The 14,559-nt window shown below is 61.3% G+C and carries 15 protein-coding genes and 1 riboswitch; of the genes, 4 read left to right on the top strand and 11 right to left on the bottom strand.

From position 1 onward, the window contains the following. Positions 1-3: 3 nt before the first annotated feature. From AC54XV_RS20740 to AC54XV_RS20720, 5 genes are read right to left on the bottom strand one after another with little or no spacing between them, the layout of a single operon-like run. Positions 4-621, bottom strand: coding sequence for an urea amidolyase associated protein UAAP2 (locus tag AC54XV_RS20740; protein WP_003405298.1), 618 nt, complete (start codon positions 619-621; stop codon positions 4-6). Positions 622-632: 11 nt separating this feature from the next. Beyond that, positions 633-1,358: an urea amidolyase associated protein UAAP1 gene (locus tag AC54XV_RS20735; protein WP_058399190.1), complete on the bottom strand. Its 726-nt coding sequence runs from the start codon at positions 1,356-1,358 to the stop codon at positions 633-635. Then, a complete protein-coding gene (locus AC54XV_RS20730; protein WP_058399191.1) occupies positions 1,355-2,137 on the bottom strand; it encodes an ABC transporter ATP-binding protein in 783 nt (260 codons plus the stop codon). The genes AC54XV_RS20735 and AC54XV_RS20730 overlap by 4 nt, the downstream gene beginning before the upstream one ends. Continuing rightward, positions 2,134-2,949, bottom strand: a complete 816-nt coding sequence (locus AC54XV_RS20725) for an ABC transporter permease (RefSeq protein WP_024641902.1) — start codon at positions 2,947-2,949, stop codon at positions 2,134-2,136. Before AC54XV_RS20725 ends, AC54XV_RS20730 begins: the two co-directional genes overlap by 4 nt. Positions 2,950-2,976: 27 nt before the next feature. After that, the gene (locus AC54XV_RS20720) at positions 2,977-4,044 is read right to left on the bottom strand and encodes a putative urea ABC transporter substrate-binding protein (protein ID WP_011268762.1); all 1,068 of its coding nucleotides are present in this window, start codon (positions 4,042-4,044) and stop codon (positions 2,977-2,979) included. Positions 4,045-4,107: 63 nt separating this feature from the next. Next, a riboswitch (guanidine-I (ykkC/yxkD leader) is annotated at positions 4,108-4,210 on the bottom strand. A gap of 479 nt (positions 4,211-4,689) precedes the next feature. On the opposite strand from AC54XV_RS20720, the gene AC54XV_RS20715 reads away from it, so the two are divergent. Both AC54XV_RS20715 and ung read left to right on the top strand, forming a co-directional pair. Next, complete coding sequence (locus AC54XV_RS20715; RefSeq protein ID WP_161938934.1) at positions 4,690-5,076, top strand: hypothetical protein; 387 nt, start codon at positions 4,690-4,692, stop codon at positions 5,074-5,076. 208 nt (positions 5,077-5,284) lie between these two features. Continuing rightward, positions 5,285-5,977: a uracil-DNA glycosylase gene (gene ung, locus AC54XV_RS20710; protein WP_003405314.1), complete on the top strand. Its 693-nt coding sequence runs from the start codon at positions 5,285-5,287 to the stop codon at positions 5,975-5,977. Between the two features lie 30 nt (positions 5,978-6,007). On the opposite strand, the gene AC54XV_RS20705 is transcribed toward ung, so the two are convergent. From AC54XV_RS20705 to AC54XV_RS20690, 4 genes are all read right to left on the bottom strand, one after another. Then, a complete protein-coding gene (locus AC54XV_RS20705; RefSeq protein ID WP_058399192.1) occupies positions 6,008-7,042 on the bottom strand; it encodes an AbrB family transcriptional regulator in 1,035 nt (344 codons plus the stop codon). Then, complete coding sequence (locus AC54XV_RS20700) at positions 7,035-8,549, bottom strand: tripartite tricarboxylate transporter permease (protein ID WP_003405319.1); 1,515 nt, start codon at positions 8,547-8,549, stop codon at positions 7,035-7,037. The genes AC54XV_RS20705 and AC54XV_RS20700 overlap by 8 nt, the downstream gene beginning before the upstream one ends. Before the next feature lies 1 nt (position 8,550). Next, entirely contained in the window at positions 8,551-9,009 is a 459-nt protein-coding gene (locus AC54XV_RS20695) for a tripartite tricarboxylate transporter TctB family protein (RefSeq protein WP_011268760.1), read from the bottom strand. Positions 9,010-9,071: 62 nt separating this feature from the next. Further along, a complete protein-coding gene (locus tag AC54XV_RS20690; protein WP_173924670.1) occupies positions 9,072-10,055 on the bottom strand; it encodes a Bug family tripartite tricarboxylate transporter substrate binding protein in 984 nt (327 codons plus the stop codon). A gap of 463 nt (positions 10,056-10,518) precedes the next feature. On the opposite strand from AC54XV_RS20690, the gene AC54XV_RS20685 reads away from it, so the two are divergent. Together AC54XV_RS20685 and AC54XV_RS20680 are read left to right on the top strand one after the other, a co-directional pair. Further along, a complete protein-coding gene (locus tag AC54XV_RS20685) occupies positions 10,519-11,190 on the top strand; it encodes a response regulator (RefSeq protein WP_003405325.1) in 672 nt (223 codons plus the stop codon). Further along, positions 11,183-12,565 (top strand): sensor histidine kinase, encoded by a 1,383-nt coding sequence (locus tag AC54XV_RS20680; protein ID WP_003405326.1) that lies wholly within the window; start codon positions 11,183-11,185, stop codon positions 12,563-12,565. Before AC54XV_RS20685 ends, AC54XV_RS20680 begins: the two co-directional genes overlap by 8 nt. Before the next feature lie 10 nt (positions 12,566-12,575). Here the strand turns inward: AC54XV_RS20680 and AC54XV_RS20675 are convergent, their stop codons facing one another. Together AC54XV_RS20675 and ygfZ are read right to left on the bottom strand one after the other, a co-directional pair. Continuing rightward, on the bottom strand, positions 12,576-13,397 hold the full coding sequence (locus tag AC54XV_RS20675) for an HDOD domain-containing protein (protein WP_003405327.1): 822 nt from the start codon (positions 13,395-13,397) through the stop codon (positions 12,576-12,578). 111 nt (positions 13,398-13,508) lie between these two features. Further along, positions 13,509-14,450 (bottom strand): CAF17-like 4Fe-4S cluster assembly/insertion protein YgfZ, encoded by a 942-nt coding sequence (gene ygfZ, locus AC54XV_RS20670; RefSeq protein ID WP_058399199.1) that lies wholly within the window; start codon positions 14,448-14,450, stop codon positions 13,509-13,511. Positions 14,451-14,559: the final 109 nt, after the last annotated feature.

Raw genomic sequence — 14,559 nt, 5'->3', positions numbered from 1 at the left:
GGGTCAGTCGCGAATCAACAACTGCGCAGGCGTCGGGTTGTAGCCGTTGCAGGGGTTGTTGAGCTGCGGACAGTTGGAAATCAGCACGATCACGTCCATTTCAGCGCGCAGCTCGACGTATTTGCCGGGCGCGGAAATACCGTCTTCGAAGGTCAGGCCGCCTTCGGCGGTTACGGGTACGTTCATGAAGAAATTGATGTTGGGGCCGATGTCAGCCTTGCTCAGACGGCCGTCATGCACACAGGCGCGCAGGTAGTTGTCGCGGCAGCTGTGCATGTAGCGCTTTTCCAGGGCGTAGCGCACGGTGTTGCTCTCTTGCGCGCACGCGCCACCGAGTGTGTCGTGGCGACCGCAGGTGTCATCGACAATGGTCAGCATCGGCTGGCCGAGGTTGGAAAACAGCACGCTGCCGGTGGTCAGGTACACGCTGTTCTGACGGCGCAGGGTGCGCTGCACGTCGTAGCGTTCACGCGGGTTGCTCAGGCTGAAAAACAGCGTGTCGACGGCCTGATTGCCTTGCAGGTCGAGGATGCGCACGGTCTGCCCGGCCTTGACCTCGGCCAGAAACGGCTCGCCGGCCGGGATGGTCGCGTCGCAGCAAAGGTGAGTGGGTGAGTTCATGACAAGGCTCCTCAGGCGAACAGGCGGTCGGTATTGATGAAGCCGCGCGCGTTTTCCGGGCGCGAGGTGCGGCAGTGCTCGGCAACGCTGGCGTCAGCCTTCATCCAGCTGAGCTTGAGCGGTTGCGGGGCATATTCCGGGTTGGGGTCCATCGGGTGTTGCAGCGCGGTCAGCACCACCAGCGTGTCCATCGGTGCGTAGAGTTCGATGTAGTCGCCGGCTTTGGAATTGTTCGGGGCGAAGTGCAGGGTTCCTGCCTCGTCGACATCGACACGGCTGAACAGGTTGAGGGTCATCAGCAGGTCGGACAGTCCCAGCCCCCATTTGCCCAGCTCGACCAGCAGGTTGTCGACGCCATTGCGAAAGAAGCCGTTGCGCAATTCCTGGTAGCGACCCTGGCCATACTTTTCAGCAACCTCCTGAGCATTGAGCACGCCAGCAATGCTGTCGCTCCAGCCGCAGGTATCAGTGACGATGGCCGCCAGTACGCGGCCCATGTCCGAATACAGGCAATGACCGTTGCTCAGGCGAGCGGTGTGCTGGCATTTGAGGCTGTCGGGCAGGTTCAGCCGCTCGGTTTTTTCGTGGGCGTTGAGCAGGGTCAGGCTGACGTTGGCGTTGCCGTGCAGGTCGGTCAGGCGCAGCAGTTCGCCGCGCTTGAGGATGAACGAACGATGGCCGCCACCGGGTAGCAGTTCTTCGGCGAAAACCGGGTACAGCGTGGTTGAGTCAGTCATTGAACAGGCTCCTCTGAAACGTTGAGCAGCGAATCGATAGCGGCGCGCTCGGCGCGGCGTTCGCTGTTGAGGGGGATGTCGTAAGTGATGCGTGCGCCATAGGCGCCGGGTGCGTGCGGGTCGTGGCGTACCTTGTCGAAAACCAGCAGGCGGGTGCCGAGGTTGAAACCTTCGGACAGGTCGTGGGTAACCATGAACACGGTCAGTTTCGTTTCGCGCCACAGGTCCAGCAGCAGGTGGTGCATGTCCTTGCGGATGCCGGGGTCGAGCGCGCCGAACGGCTCGTCCAGCAGCAGGACGCGCGGTTTCATGATCAGTGCCTGAGCGATGGCCAGGCGCTGCTGCATGCCGCCGGACAATTGTGTCGGATACTTGTCCAGCGCATGCCCGAGGCCGACCTTGCCGAGCAACTGCGCGGCGTGCTCGCGGGCCTCGCCTTTTGCCTGGCCGAACAGCCGGCCGAGCAAGGGCGAGCGTGGCAGCTCCAGACCCAGCGCCACGTTATCGAGCACCGACAGGTGCGGGAACACCGAATAGCGCTGAAACACCACGCCACGGCTGGCATCCGGCTCATTGCGCAGGGGCGTGCCGTCCAGCGTGATCAGGCCGCGACTGGGGGATTCCTGACCCAGCAACAGGCGCAGAAAGGTCGACTTGCCGCAGCCCGACGCGCCGACCAGCGTGCAGAACTCGCCTTCGGCCACGTTCAGGTTGAGGCCCTCGAGCACCACCTGGTCGGCGTATTGCTGCCAGACGTTGCGCACACTGATAAAGCTCATGCCCGCGCTCCTTCGTACCAGGGAAAGGCACGTCGGGTCAGGGCCTTCAGGCCCCAGTCCATCAGCCAGGCGAGCAGGGTGATCCACACCACGTACGGCAGAATCACGTCCATCGCCAGATAGCGCCGCACCAGGAAGATCCGGTAGCCCAGACCGTCAGTCGAAGCAATCGCTTCGGCGGCGATCAGGAACAGCCACGCCGAACCCAGCACCAGGCGCAGGGCGATCAACAGGCGTGGCAGCAATTGCGGCAGGATCACCCGCAGGATCAGTGTCCAGGTCGAGGCGCCGAGGGTTTGCGCCTTGATCAGCAGTTCGACCGGGATTTCACGGGCGCGCTGTTCCAGATCACGGGCCAGAATCGGTGTGATACCGATCACGATCAGCATCACCTTCGACAACTCGCCCAGGCCGAACACGATGAACAGAATCGGCAGAATGGCCAGCGGCGGCACCATCGACAGCACCGTCAGCAAGGGCGACAGCGGTGCGCCGCACAACGGCAGGATGCCCGCTGCGATGCCCAGACACAGACCCAACAGCGCGCTGATCCCCAGGCCGATGGCCAGGCGTTGCAGGCTCGATGCGCTGTCCTGCCACAGCAGATAGTCACCGCTGCGCGGGTCGGCAACGAACGCCATGCGTTTGACCGCATCGGCCATCTGTACCGCGCTGGGCAGCAGTTTGTCGCTGGGGTTTTCCGCAAGCCGGGTGGCCGAGCCCATGAAATAGGCGAACAGCAACAGGGCGAACGGCAGGATCACCAGTATCAGGCGACCGGCACTATCCGGATGGCGGTTTATCAAACGCATGGCAATGACCTTTCTACTGAGCGTGATTTACAGCTTGCCGTCGACGGCCATCTGCACGTAGCTGGGGTCAAAGTGCAGCTTGAGATTGCCCTTGTCGCCGAGCGTCACGCCATTGGCGAACGACATGCCGACCGCATCGGCGTCGCGTGCGCCTTCGCCGAGCAAACCGTGGGCGAACGAGAAGTCAGCCACCTTGCGCTGGGTGTCCGGCAGCTGTTTGCTGGTGGCGAACTCAAGCGCTTCCTTGGGCGTGGCAAACAGCTTGGTGGTGTCCAGTTGCGCCTGGAAACCGGCCAGATCGGTGCCCGATGCCTTGGCCATGTGTTCCAGCGCCGCCTTGGCCTGAGCGTTTTTGGCGTTCATCAGCGCGACCACTTCAAACCAGGCGCCAGTCAGGGCTTTGCCCAGGGCCGGGTTGTCTTTCAGGGTCTGGGTGTTGACGACCATCATGTCCATGATCTCGCCGGGGATCTGGCTGGAGTTGAACACTTCGGTGACGCCGGGCCTGGCCTTGATGTCCGAGAGCATCGGGTTCCAGGTGGTAACCGCCTGTACATCGTCGGTATTGAAAGCGGCCGAGATATCGGCATCCGAGGTGTTGACCACCTTGAGGTCTTTTTCACTGAGCTTGACGCTGTCCAGCGCTCGGGCCAGCAGGTAGTGAGACACCGACAGTTCGACCAGATTGACGTCCATGCCCTTGAGGTCGGCGACTTTCTTGCCTTCGCCCTTGAGCACGATGCCGTCGTTGCCATTGGAGAAGTCGCTGACGATCAGTGCCGTGCTTTCCACGCCACCTGCGGCCGGGATGGTCAGGGCGTCCATGTTGGTCATGGTGCAGCCATCGAACTGGCCGGCGGTGTACTGATTGATGGATTCGACGTAGTCATTGAGCTGGGTGACATCGATCTTGATGCCGTACTTTTTCGCCCACTTGTCGACGATGCCCTGGCTACCTGCGTATTCCCACGGCATCCAGCCTGCGTAGATGGTCCAGCAGACGTTGAAGTGATCTTTCTGGGCGGCATTCGCCGAGAGGCTCAACGCAGCAAGCAGGCCTGCCGTCAGCAGACCGAAGAGACGAGACTTTTGCATGTTGAGAAATCTCCAGTAGTGAAAAAAGGCGGCCAGGAGCAACGTGACACCACTGGTGTCCCTGTCTCCCGGGCTTTTGTCCCGCCGTGTAACCTCTACTGGAGGTCGCCAACTCTCGGACCAGCCACTTGCCTGGCGGCAAGCCGGAACCCTAGTCGGCTATTGCAAATTGTGGTGCCGCGAACCTGTGTTGACTCCTGCACACTGCTCACTCAAGCGAGAGTTGTGCCAACTCGTGCTGCGCCTTGTTATTCAAGGGCTGACCGAGTCGTCCACGGTCAGCTGCCGCAAGAACTGCCTTGTGCTGGTGCGAGGGCGCACCGTGATGAGGCAACGGCGGATGAAATGTTTTGTAGCATCTTTGTAGAACGTTGAAATACGCCTGCAGGCCTTGGTCGCAGAGCCTTTGCGAGCCAGTGGGCAACCATTCGTAGTCAGGCCTTAAGGCTGCCCCAAGGCACTAGAAGGCCTTTTCGATGTCAGACAATTCGTCCGCCAACCGCTTTGACGGACGCCGCCCAGCGTCGCTGGTTTGGCCCAATCGCGGTCCAGGAGGCCGCCATGTATCGAAGACCCTTGCTTATCACGTTGCTGACCCTTTTCCTTTCTGGTTGCTACGCAGGGCCCGGTTACTACGAATCCGATGTGTACACGCAGCCGACTGTCGTTGGCGGCGCCTACGCGTATGACAATGGCTATCGCGCTACCTACTATCAGGAGCGACGCATCTATGTAGCGCCTCAACCGCGCTATTACACCCAGCCTCGCTACTACGCCCCGGCACCACGCTATTACGCGCCACCGCCCCCGCCGCGCTACTACCAGCCGGGACGTCCACCGGGTTATGGCTGGAGAAACGACGGCTTCGGCCGCAATGACGGCTTTCGCGGCAATGGCGGTTTCGGACGTAACGACGGCTTCCGCGGCGACCGAGGCAATCGTGGCTGGGATGACCACGGTGGGCGTGGCGGAAGAGATGGCCGTGATCATGGACGAGGCGGGCGCGGCGATGGTCGTGGCGGGCATCGCTAGCTGAAAGCCGCGCGCTCACGATCGTGTCAGCGCTGTGAACTGACTGCTGCAAACTGACTGCTGCAACATGACTATGGTGCCGACGCTCCGCGTCGGCACGCCTTTCTGGACGCTCTGCGTCCGATCTTGAAGGCGCATAGCGCGACCGGCATTGACTTTGCTGCCCGGCTTTCCTAGTGTCCGCGCATTGTTTTTACCGGATGTAACCATGACTAGCGACGACCGCATCAAGCTTGAGCCCAGCTGGAAAAACGCCCTGCGTGACGAATTCGAACAACCCTACATGGCTCAATTGCGCGAGTTTCTGCGTCAGGAGCACGCGGCGGGCAAGGAAATCTATCCGCCCGGTCCGCTGATTTTCAATGCGTTGAACTCCACGCCGCTGGATAACGTGAAAGTGGTCATTCTTGGCCAGGATCCGTATCACGGCCCGAATCAGGCGCATGGTCTGTGCTTCTCGGTGCAACCGGGTGTGCCGACGCCGCCATCGCTGGTCAACATCTACAAAGAGCTGAAACGCGACCTGAACATCGATATTCCGAACCACGGTTGCCTGCAATCCTGGGCTGATCAGGGCGTGCTGTTGCTGAACACCACCCTGACCGTCGAACGTGCCAACGCGGCGTCGCATGCGGGCAAAGGCTGGCAGCACTTCACTGACCGGATCATCCAAGTGGTCAGCGAGCATCAGCCGCATCTGGTGTTCCTGCTGTGGGGCGCTCATGCGCAGAGCAAGCAGAAACTGGTCGATGCGACCAAGCATCTGGTGCTGACCTCTGTCCATCCTTCGCCGTTGTCAGCCTACAAAGGCTTCCTGGGCAACGGGCACTTCGGGCGGGCCAACAAGTACCTTGAGCAAAACGGCATCGCGCCGATTGACTGGCGCTTGCCTGCGCTCTGATTTGAATTTGAAAGGGTTCCAGCGACCTGTTCAGTCAGCGAGCCGTTTGTTCCAGCGTCGGTACAGCGGCTCGGCGAGAAACAGCACGAACAGCAGGCGCATGACCTGCATGGCCGTGACCAGCGGCACCGACAGTTGCAGCACTTCGGCGGTCAGGCTCATTTCTGCGATGCCGCCGGGCATCATGCCCAGCGTCAGTGAACGCAGGTCCAGGTGGGTGAGGGCGCTCAGCGCCAGTGCCGCCAGCGCGGCGATCAGCATGGTCAGCGCAGTGCCCAGCAGCGTGCGCGCCAGGAACGATGGCGCACGCCGAAAGAACTCCCGATTGAAATGACAACCCAGCCCGCTGCCGATCAGCAACTGGCCAAGCTGGCTGGCACCGTTGGGCAGGCCGATTTTCAAGTCCCAGACCACGCTCACCACGGCACTGAGCAGCAGCGGGCCGAACAGCCAGGGATTGGGCTGCTTGAGATGTTGCCACAGCCAGGCCAGCGCGGCACCGAGCGGCAACAGAACGGCCAGCCAGCGCCAGTCGACGACGCTGGCATGCAACGCGGGTGTGCCATCACCCAATAGGTATTTGAAGATCGCCGGCACGCACAGCACGACGGCAAGTACCCGCAGACTTTGTGCGGCCGCGACACTGCTCAGCGTTGCACCGTTACGAGCGCCGAGGTTGACCATCTCCCCGGAACCGCCCGGCATGCTGGAGAAGAACGCCGTAGGGCGATCCTCTCCGGTACGCAGCATCAGCCACACGCCGACCAGACACGACAGACTGGTAACCAGCGCACCGATGAAAATCAGCCCGAAATGCGCCAGTACCTGTTCGATGACTACCGGGGTGAAGTGCAGGCCGATGCCGATCCCGATGATCAACTGACCACACTTGCGCCCGCCGGGAATCTGCGCCAGCTGCCAGGGTGTCAGGCAGCGCACCAGGATGATTGCCAGCAACGAGCCCACCATCCACGGCAACGGCCAGCCGACCTGGCTGGCGAGGTAGCCGCCCAGCAGGCCGATCAGCGGTGTTGCCCACCATTGGCGCAGAGAGGAATCAGCCATGCGTCGCAGCAGCCTGCTGTTTGGCGCGCTTGCGCCAGATGCGCAGTAGCGGGAACAGCAGCATGAACACGGTCACCACCCAGACGCCAAGGGTAATCGGGCTGGACCAGAGGATCCCCAGTTCGCCGTTGGAGATCGACAGGGCACGACGCAGGTTCTGCTCCATCAGGCCACCAAGGATGAAGCCGAGCAGGATCGGCGACAGCGGGAAGTCCAGCTTGCGCAGGATGTAACCGAAGATACCGATGCCGACCATCAGGAACAGGTCGAACGTGGTAGCGTGCACTGCATACACACCGATGCCGGTGATGATCGCAATCACCGGCACCAGCGCCCAGTTCGGCACAGCAAGGATGCGCGTGAAGATGCGAATCATCGGGATGTTGAGGATCACCAGCATGATGTTGGCGATGAACAACGACGCGATCAGGCCCCAGACGATGTCCGGCTGCTGCTGAAACAGCATCGGGCCGGGCGTGATGTTGTACAGCGACAACGCGCCGATCATCACCGCTGTGGTGCCTGAACCGGGCACGCCCAGCGTCAGCATCGGCACCAGGGCGCCGCAGGCCGTCGCGCCGATGGCTGTCTCGGGTGCGGCCAGGCCACGCATGTCGCCCTGGCCGAACTTGCCGCCAGCGCCGGCGATGCGTTTTTCCGTCATGTAAGCGACCGCGCTGGCCAGCGTCGCACCGGCGCCAGGCAATACGCCAAGGATGAACCCCAGCAGACCGCAGCGAATATTCACCACGAACACGGCAGCGGCTTCCTTGACGTTGAACATCATGCGCCCGGTGGCCTTGACTGCCTCCTGGCCGCGATGGGTTTTCTCCAGCAGCAAGAGGATTTCGCTGATCGAAAACAGGCCGAGCACCAGCACCACGAACTGAATGCCATCGGTGAGGTGTATGTTGTCGCCCGTGAAACGGTACACCCCGCTGTTGGCATCGATACCGACCGCAGACAGGAACAGCCCGATCAGCGCGGCAATGAACGTCTTCAACGGCCGGTCACCGGCCATTCCGCCCAGGCAGACGATCGCGAACACCATCAGCACGAAGTATTCGGCAGGACCGAAGGCAATCGCCCATTTGGCGAGCAACGGCGCGAACAGCACCATGCCGCAGGTGGCGATGAACGCGCCGATGAACGAGCTCCAGGCCGACAGCGACAGTGCGACCCCGGCCAGGCCCTGGCGGGCCATCGGGTAACCGTCCAGGGTGGTCATCACGGTGGACGCTTCACCCGGAATGTTCAGCAGGATCGAGCTGATGCGTCCGCCGTATTCGCAGCCCAGGTACACGGCTGCCAGCAGAATCAGCGCCGATTCGGGCGGCAGGCCCAGCGCGAAGGCGATAGGGATCAGCAGCGCGACACCGTTGATCGGCCCAAGCCCCGGTAGCAGGCCGACGACAGTACCGATCAATGTTCCGCACAGCGCCGTGATCAGGTTGTAAGGCGTCAGGGCGACACCGAAGCCCTGGCCCAGATAACCGAAAGTATCCATTTTAATTCTCCAGAACGCTGAGCAGGCCCAAAGGCAAGGGGACGTCCATGGCCTTGTCGAACAGCAGGTACAGGCCGACGCTCATCAGAATCACCACCACCACGCTCGGCAGCCAGCGACCGCCATACAGGCGGGCCATGGGGATGCCGATCAGAATGCTGCTGAGGATGAAGCCCAGCGGTTCGAACAGCCCTGCGAATACCAGCAGCAGGACGATGCACACGCCGATCTTGATCAGGGTCTCGCGGTCCAGCTCCGGGTCTTCCTCGGTGTGCACGATGGGTGTGGGTCTGATCAGCAGGTACAGCAGGGCGACGCCCATCAGCCCGAGCATCAGCAGCGGGAAGGCGCGCGGTCCGACCGGTTCATAGGAAAAAGGTGCCTGATAAGGCCAGGCCATAAGGGCAAGGCCTATGCATGCCAGCAACAGCACGCCAGCGAAGATGCGTTGTATGACCATGAGAAGCTCCTGAGTCGCGCCCTTTAGGCGGGCGCAACGGAATGTCAGTCAATTGAGTTCAATCACTGAATCAGGCCGAATTCCTTGGCCATCACTTTGTAGTCGGCAACCTGCTTCTTGACGTAGGTGTCCAGTTCCGTGCCGCTCATGGCGAACGGGAACAACTCGCGCTGGTCGCGCAGTTTGGCGAAGTCTTCGGAGGCCAGGATCTTGTCGAACGAGGCTTTCCACCAGTTGTAGTCTTCGTCGCTGACCTTTGGCCCGAGGTAGAAGCCACGCACTACAGGCCAGACGATGTCGTAGCCCTGCTCCTTGGCGGTAGGGATGTCTTTCATTTCGGGTTCGTCGATACGCTTCTCGGCGAATACCGCGAGCAGGCGCATGTCGCCGCTCAGAATGTGCGGCATGGAGTCGGAAATATCGGTACTGCCCACCTGGATGTGGCCGCCGAGCAACGCGGTGGCGATTTCACCGCCGCCTTCGAGTGCCACGTAGCGCAGGGCGCGCGGGTTGATGCCTGCGGCCTTGGCGATCAACGCGGTCTGCATCCAGTCCTGGCTGCCCACGGTGCCGCCCGAGCCGATCACGACTTTGCTCGGGTCGGCCTTGAGCGCCTGGACCAGGTCGTCGAGGTTCTTGTAGGGCGAGTCGCTCTTCACGGCGATGGCGCCATAGCTGGTGCCCACAGCGGCGAGCCAGCGCACTGCGTTTTCATCGAAACGACCGAATTTGCCCTGTGCCAGATTGAGCAGCGAACCGCTGGACCACGCGACCAGTGTGCCGGCATCGGCGGGGCGCTGCGCGACGACTGCGTTGTAGGCCACCGCGCCGACACCGCCTGGCATGTAAGTGACGCGCATCGGCGAGTTCAGAATCTTCTCGTTGATCAGTGCGCTCTGCACCAGTTTGCAGGTCAGGTCGAACCCGCCACCGGGCGAGGCAGGGGCAATGCATTCCGGACGTTTGGGTTCGGCAAGCAACTGGCTGGCAATCAGCATGCACCCAGCGGTGGCGGCTATATGGCGCAGGGAAAATTTCATGTTCAGTCTCCAGAGATATTGTTGTTTTTGGCAGAGAGAAGCTGTCCAGCAGGCGCTTTTGTCACGCGCATGGCGAAACCTGAGTGCTGTGTCACAGGGGCGGGCGTTTGCGCTGGTGTGTTGTTTCGAGGCGGGTAGCGGTAAGAGTGTGCAGAGCAGCCCTCGACGGGATGTGCTCCATGGGCTGGTGAGCCTGGGCGGGCGTAGACATGGCGTGACTCCGTTTAGCGATTTATTGTTTTTATTGTTCAGACGCATCCGGGCGCCTGTTTTTTACGTACCCTTTTGTCGGGTCTTCTCGCGATGCTAAACGACAAACCTTTCGTAAACCTTTCAGCTGCCTTTCGCGTCGTGATTGAAGAGCCGCGAAGCGTTTCTGGCCTTCACAGACGGCGGCCGGCCTGTAAACTCCACCGCCACGAGCCTCGATACCCCGATCGATAACAACAGTGACAATCAGGAGACGGCGATGCGTGTTCTTCTTGTGGAAGATCATCTGCAATTGGCTGAAAGTGTCGCGCAGGCGCTCAAAAGCGCGGGTTTGACCGTTGATGTGCTGCATGATGGCGTGGCTGCCGACCTGGCGTTGAACAGCGAGGAATACGCCGTTGCCATTCTCGATGTCGGGTTGCCGCGCATGGATGGCTTCGAAGTGCTGGCGCGTCTGCGCGCGCGCAGCAAAAACCTGCCGGTGCTGATGCTGACGGCGCGCAGTGACGTCAAGGACCGGGTCCATGGCCTGAATCTGGGCGCCGACGACTACCTGGCCAAGCCTTTTGAACTCTCCGAGCTGGAAGCCAGGGTCAAGGCCTTGCTGCGGCGCAGTGTGCTGGGTGGCGAGCGGCAACAGTGTTGCGGCGTGCTGGCCTACGATCTGGATACGCGACGTTTCACGCTTGGTGAAGAACTGCTGACCCTGACCTCTCGCGAACAGGCGGTGCTGGAAGCGCTTATCGCCCGGCCGGGTCGGGTGATGAGCAAGGAGCAACTGGCGGCGCAGGTGTTCGGGCTCGATGAAGAAGCCAGCCCCGACGCCATCGAGATCTATGTCCATCGTCTGCGGAAAAAGCTCGACGGGCATTCCGTGGCCATCGTGACCTTTCGCGGTCTGGGGTATCTGCTGGAAAGCCGTGATGATTAACGACAGCCTGCGCTGGCGGTTGTTGTGGAACCTGGCCTTGCTGCTGGTGGTGTTGATGCTGGCCAGCGGCATGAGCGCTTACTGGAATGGCCGCGAAGTGGCCGACACCGCCTATGACCGCACATTGCTGGCTTCCGCGCGGACCATCGCTGCCGGTCTGACCCAGCGTGATGGGACGCTGAGCGCCGACATCCCCTACGTGGCGCTGGATACCTTCGCCTACGACAGCGAAGGGCGCATCTACTATCAAGTCAATGACATTCATCAGAAGCTGATTTCCGGCTATGAAAACCTGCCTTCGCCGCCGCCCGGTACCTTGCGTACCGACGATTACCCGGCCCTGGCGAAATTTTATAACGGAACCTATCAGGGGCAGGATGTGCGCGTCGTCAGCCTGCTCAAGCCGGTGACCGACCCGGGCATGAACGGTACCGCTGAAATCCGCGTTGCCGAAACCCAGGAAGCGCGCAAGGGCATGGCGCGCAGCCTGATGGCCGACACATTGCTGCGCCTGGGCATGCTCGGAGGGGGCGCGCTGCTGCTGGTCTGGTTCACGGTAAGCGCGGCATTGCGACCGCTGGAGCGGCTGCGTACTGCCGTCGAGGAGCGTCAGCCGGATGATCTGCGCGCGTTGCCGATGGTTGAGGTGCAGCACGAACTGCGTCCGTTGGTGGGCGCGCTGAACCACTTCACCGAGCGACTGCGCGTGCAGTTCGAGCGTCAGGCGCAATTCATCGCCGATGCGGCCCACGAACTGCGTACCCCGCTGGCCGCCCTGAAGGCGCGGGTCGAACTGGGGCTGCGCGAACGCGACCCGCAGCATTGGCGCAGCACGCTGGAGTCGGCGGCGCTCGGCACCGATCGACTCACGCATCTGGCCAACCAGTTGCTGTCCCTGGCGCGCATCGAAAACGGCGCGCGGGCCATCGCCGAGGGTGGGGCGCAACAGCTGGATCTCAGTCAACTGGCCAGGGAGCTGGGCATGGCCATGGCGCCGTTGGCTCATTCCCGGGGCGTGGCGCTGGCGCTGGAGGCTGATGAGCCGGTCTGGCTGCGCGGCGAGCCGACCTTGCTGAACGAGTTGCTGAGCAATCTGATCGACAATGCGCTGGCCCATACCTCGCCAGGCGGCAACGTGGTGTTGCGGGTCTATGCGCCGGGTGTTCTGGAGGTCGAGGATGATGGTCCCGGCATTCCTGCAGATGAGCGTGAACGGGTCTTCGAGCGTTTTTACCGTCGCAGCCAGCAGGGCAGCGGTGCCGGGCTCGGCCTGGCGATTGTGGGTGAGATCTGCCGGGCACATCTGGCCAGAATCACCTTGCACGAGGGCGCCGAGCGCGGCTTGAAGGTAAGGGTCAGTTTCAGCGCCACCTGATGGGTCGAGGCTAGTAGAGCATGCTCTTGGCTTCGTCCATCTGGGCGCTGAGCACGTCTTCGGCTCTGGCAAGTCTCAACTGGCTGTAGGCAGGCAGGTCGACCATTTCAATGAGGCTGAAGGGGTGGTCGGTATTTCTGTGGATATGCACCGTGGCGATCTGTACCAGATCGGTGTAGTCCGGGTTTTTCGAGACGCGCGCGAAGTTCTGGAACTGGCCTGGCACACAGGCCAGCGGTTCAGGGAAGTCCCATGAGCGCAGCAGGCGCTCGCCGATGACCGGATGAATGCTGTCGATCACGTGGTTGAGGCTGATCGGGTCGGACAGCAACTCGTAATGGTCTTCGGCATAGGTCAGGATCGGCAGAATCCCGATCAGGTGGATCAGCCCGGCGAGCGTGGCCTGATCAGGTTTCAGATTGGTGTAGCGCTGACACAGGGTGTAGCTGATACCGGCAACCTGCAGGCTTTGCTTCCAGATATCGCGCATTTTCTGTTCGATGACCGGCGATTTGGCGTGGAACATCTGCTCGACCACCAGACCAATGGCCAGGTTGCAGGTGTAGTTGACGCCCAAGCGTCGAATCGCGGTATTGACGTCGCTGACTTCAAAGTTCGGGCGCAGCAAGGGGCTGTTCGCAACCTTTATCAGGCGTGCCGAAAGGGCTGTATCGCTACCGATGACCTTGCTCAGGGCCGAGATACTGATCTCGGTGTCCTCTGCAGCCAGGCGAATTCTCAGTGCCACTTCCGGCAGGGTGGGGAGAAACAAGGCATCTCTGTCGATGGCCTTGATCAAGTTTCTCTGCACCTCGTCAGCCATCTTGCTCATGTTGCATCTCGCAGCTGTTGGGGGTGTCCAGAGTTATCCGCGCGCCCTTCAGAGCGCCAGGCTGTACTGGATCGCTCTAAAGACACTAGGAAGCTGAATGTGTTCGTCTGGCTAGCGCTGAGTTTCGAGTTTGCTGTCCAGTGTGTAGGGCAGTTCACTCATTTGCAGCGCTGCGCCTTCTGGCGAGCCCAGATTGATACGACCGTCTTCTGCCGCATCACCCTGCAATACCGCGAGCAGTTCGATGTTCTGCCCATCCTGTGCGGCCATGACAACGTTGCCCACCGCGCTGGCATGCACCGGTGAGAACAGTGCCGTACCGGGCTGCGGGATCTCTTCGCCGCTCAGGGTCAGGCGATAAAGCCTGCGCTTGAGTTTGCCAAGATATTGCATTCTGGCAACGATTTCCTGGCCGGTGTAGCAGCCTTTCTTGAAGCTGACGCCGCCAACCGCTTGCAGATTGATCATCTGCGGAATGAACTCTTCGCGAGTGCTGCCGAACACCTGACCGATGCCGACACGTATCTGGCCCAGTAGCCAGTCGTTCAGCGGGGCTTCATTCAAGTGCGATGCCAGACGCGACTTGATGCTGTCGGCCTCTGCGCTGCGCACCCAAAGCTCGGTCCGGCCTGGCGAGACGCGGATCGCCATCAGATCGTTGGCGCGCACCACGCTATCGGTTTGCTGTGGCAGATCCAGCCCCAGGCTGACCAGCGCGGCGTCCCCGTCCTGCAGGCCGAAGCGCACCCAGTCTGCGCTTTCGTCCGTGAGCTTCGATTTGGAGAACACTGCGTATTTGCGCAGGTCGAGCAGTTGCGCCTCGATCAGTTCGCCAGCCATCGCCAGCAGGCAGCCGTCGCCCTCGAAGACGATACGAAAACTCGACTGCATCCGGCCTTTCTGTGTGCAACGGGCACCCAGGCTGGATGTGTCTTCATTCAGATAATTGAGGTTGCACGTCAGCTGACCCTGAAGAAACTTGCTGGCATCCACGCCGCGAACGGCGAGAACGCCCTCATGGGATAGCGTGCAGAAAAAAGCTGTGTGGGCCATGGTCATCGCAGATTGGGAAAAAAGTCCGGGGACACATCATAGTGCCGAGTCGAGGTTATGCATACGGGTACATGAAAACTGCTGCGACCATTGCGAGATTCGCGCGCCC

It is taken from the genome of Pseudomonas fragariae (ex Marin et al. 2024) (genome assembly GCF_059621105.1).
This window is presented reverse-complemented; position numbering and strand designations above follow the sequence as displayed.

Excerpts from the sequence above, each read along its gene's own strand:
- AC54XV_RS20740 (WP_003405298.1), bottom strand. The coding sequence starts at position 621 with ATGAACTCACCCACTCACCTTTGCTGCGACGCGACCATCCCGGCCGGC.
- AC54XV_RS20735 (WP_058399190.1), bottom strand. The coding sequence starts at position 1,358 with ATGACTGACTCAACCACGCTGTACCCGGTTTTCGCCGAAGAACTGCTA.
- AC54XV_RS20730 (WP_058399191.1), bottom strand. The coding sequence starts at position 2,137 with ATGAGCTTTATCAGTGTGCGCAACGTCTGGCAGCAATACGCCGACCAG.
- AC54XV_RS20725 (WP_024641902.1), bottom strand. The coding sequence starts at position 2,949 with ATGCGTTTGATAAACCGCCATCCGGATAGTGCCGGTCGCCTGATACTG.
- AC54XV_RS20720 (WP_011268762.1), bottom strand. The coding sequence starts at position 4,044 with ATGCAAAAGTCTCGTCTCTTCGGTCTGCTGACGGCAGGCCTGCTTGCT.
- ung (WP_003405314.1), top strand. The coding sequence starts at position 5,285 with ATGACTAGCGACGACCGCATCAAGCTTGAGCCCAGCTGGAAAAACGCC.
- AC54XV_RS20705 (WP_058399192.1), bottom strand. The coding sequence starts at position 7,042 with ATGGCTGATTCCTCTCTGCGCCAATGGTGGGCAACACCGCTGATCGGC.
- AC54XV_RS20700 (WP_003405319.1), bottom strand. The coding sequence starts at position 8,549 with ATGGATACTTTCGGTTATCTGGGCCAGGGCTTCGGTGTCGCCCTGACG.
- AC54XV_RS20695 (WP_011268760.1), bottom strand. The coding sequence starts at position 9,009 with ATGGTCATACAACGCATCTTCGCTGGCGTGCTGTTGCTGGCATGCATA.
- AC54XV_RS20685 (WP_003405325.1), top strand. The coding sequence starts at position 10,519 with ATGCGTGTTCTTCTTGTGGAAGATCATCTGCAATTGGCTGAAAGTGTC.
- AC54XV_RS20680 (WP_003405326.1), top strand. The coding sequence starts at position 11,183 with ATGATTAACGACAGCCTGCGCTGGCGGTTGTTGTGGAACCTGGCCTTG.
- AC54XV_RS20675 (WP_003405327.1), bottom strand. The coding sequence starts at position 13,397 with ATGAGCAAGATGGCTGACGAGGTGCAGAGAAACTTGATCAAGGCCATC.
- ygfZ (WP_058399199.1), bottom strand. The coding sequence starts at position 14,450 with ATGGCCCACACAGCTTTTTTCTGCACGCTATCCCATGAGGGCGTTCTC.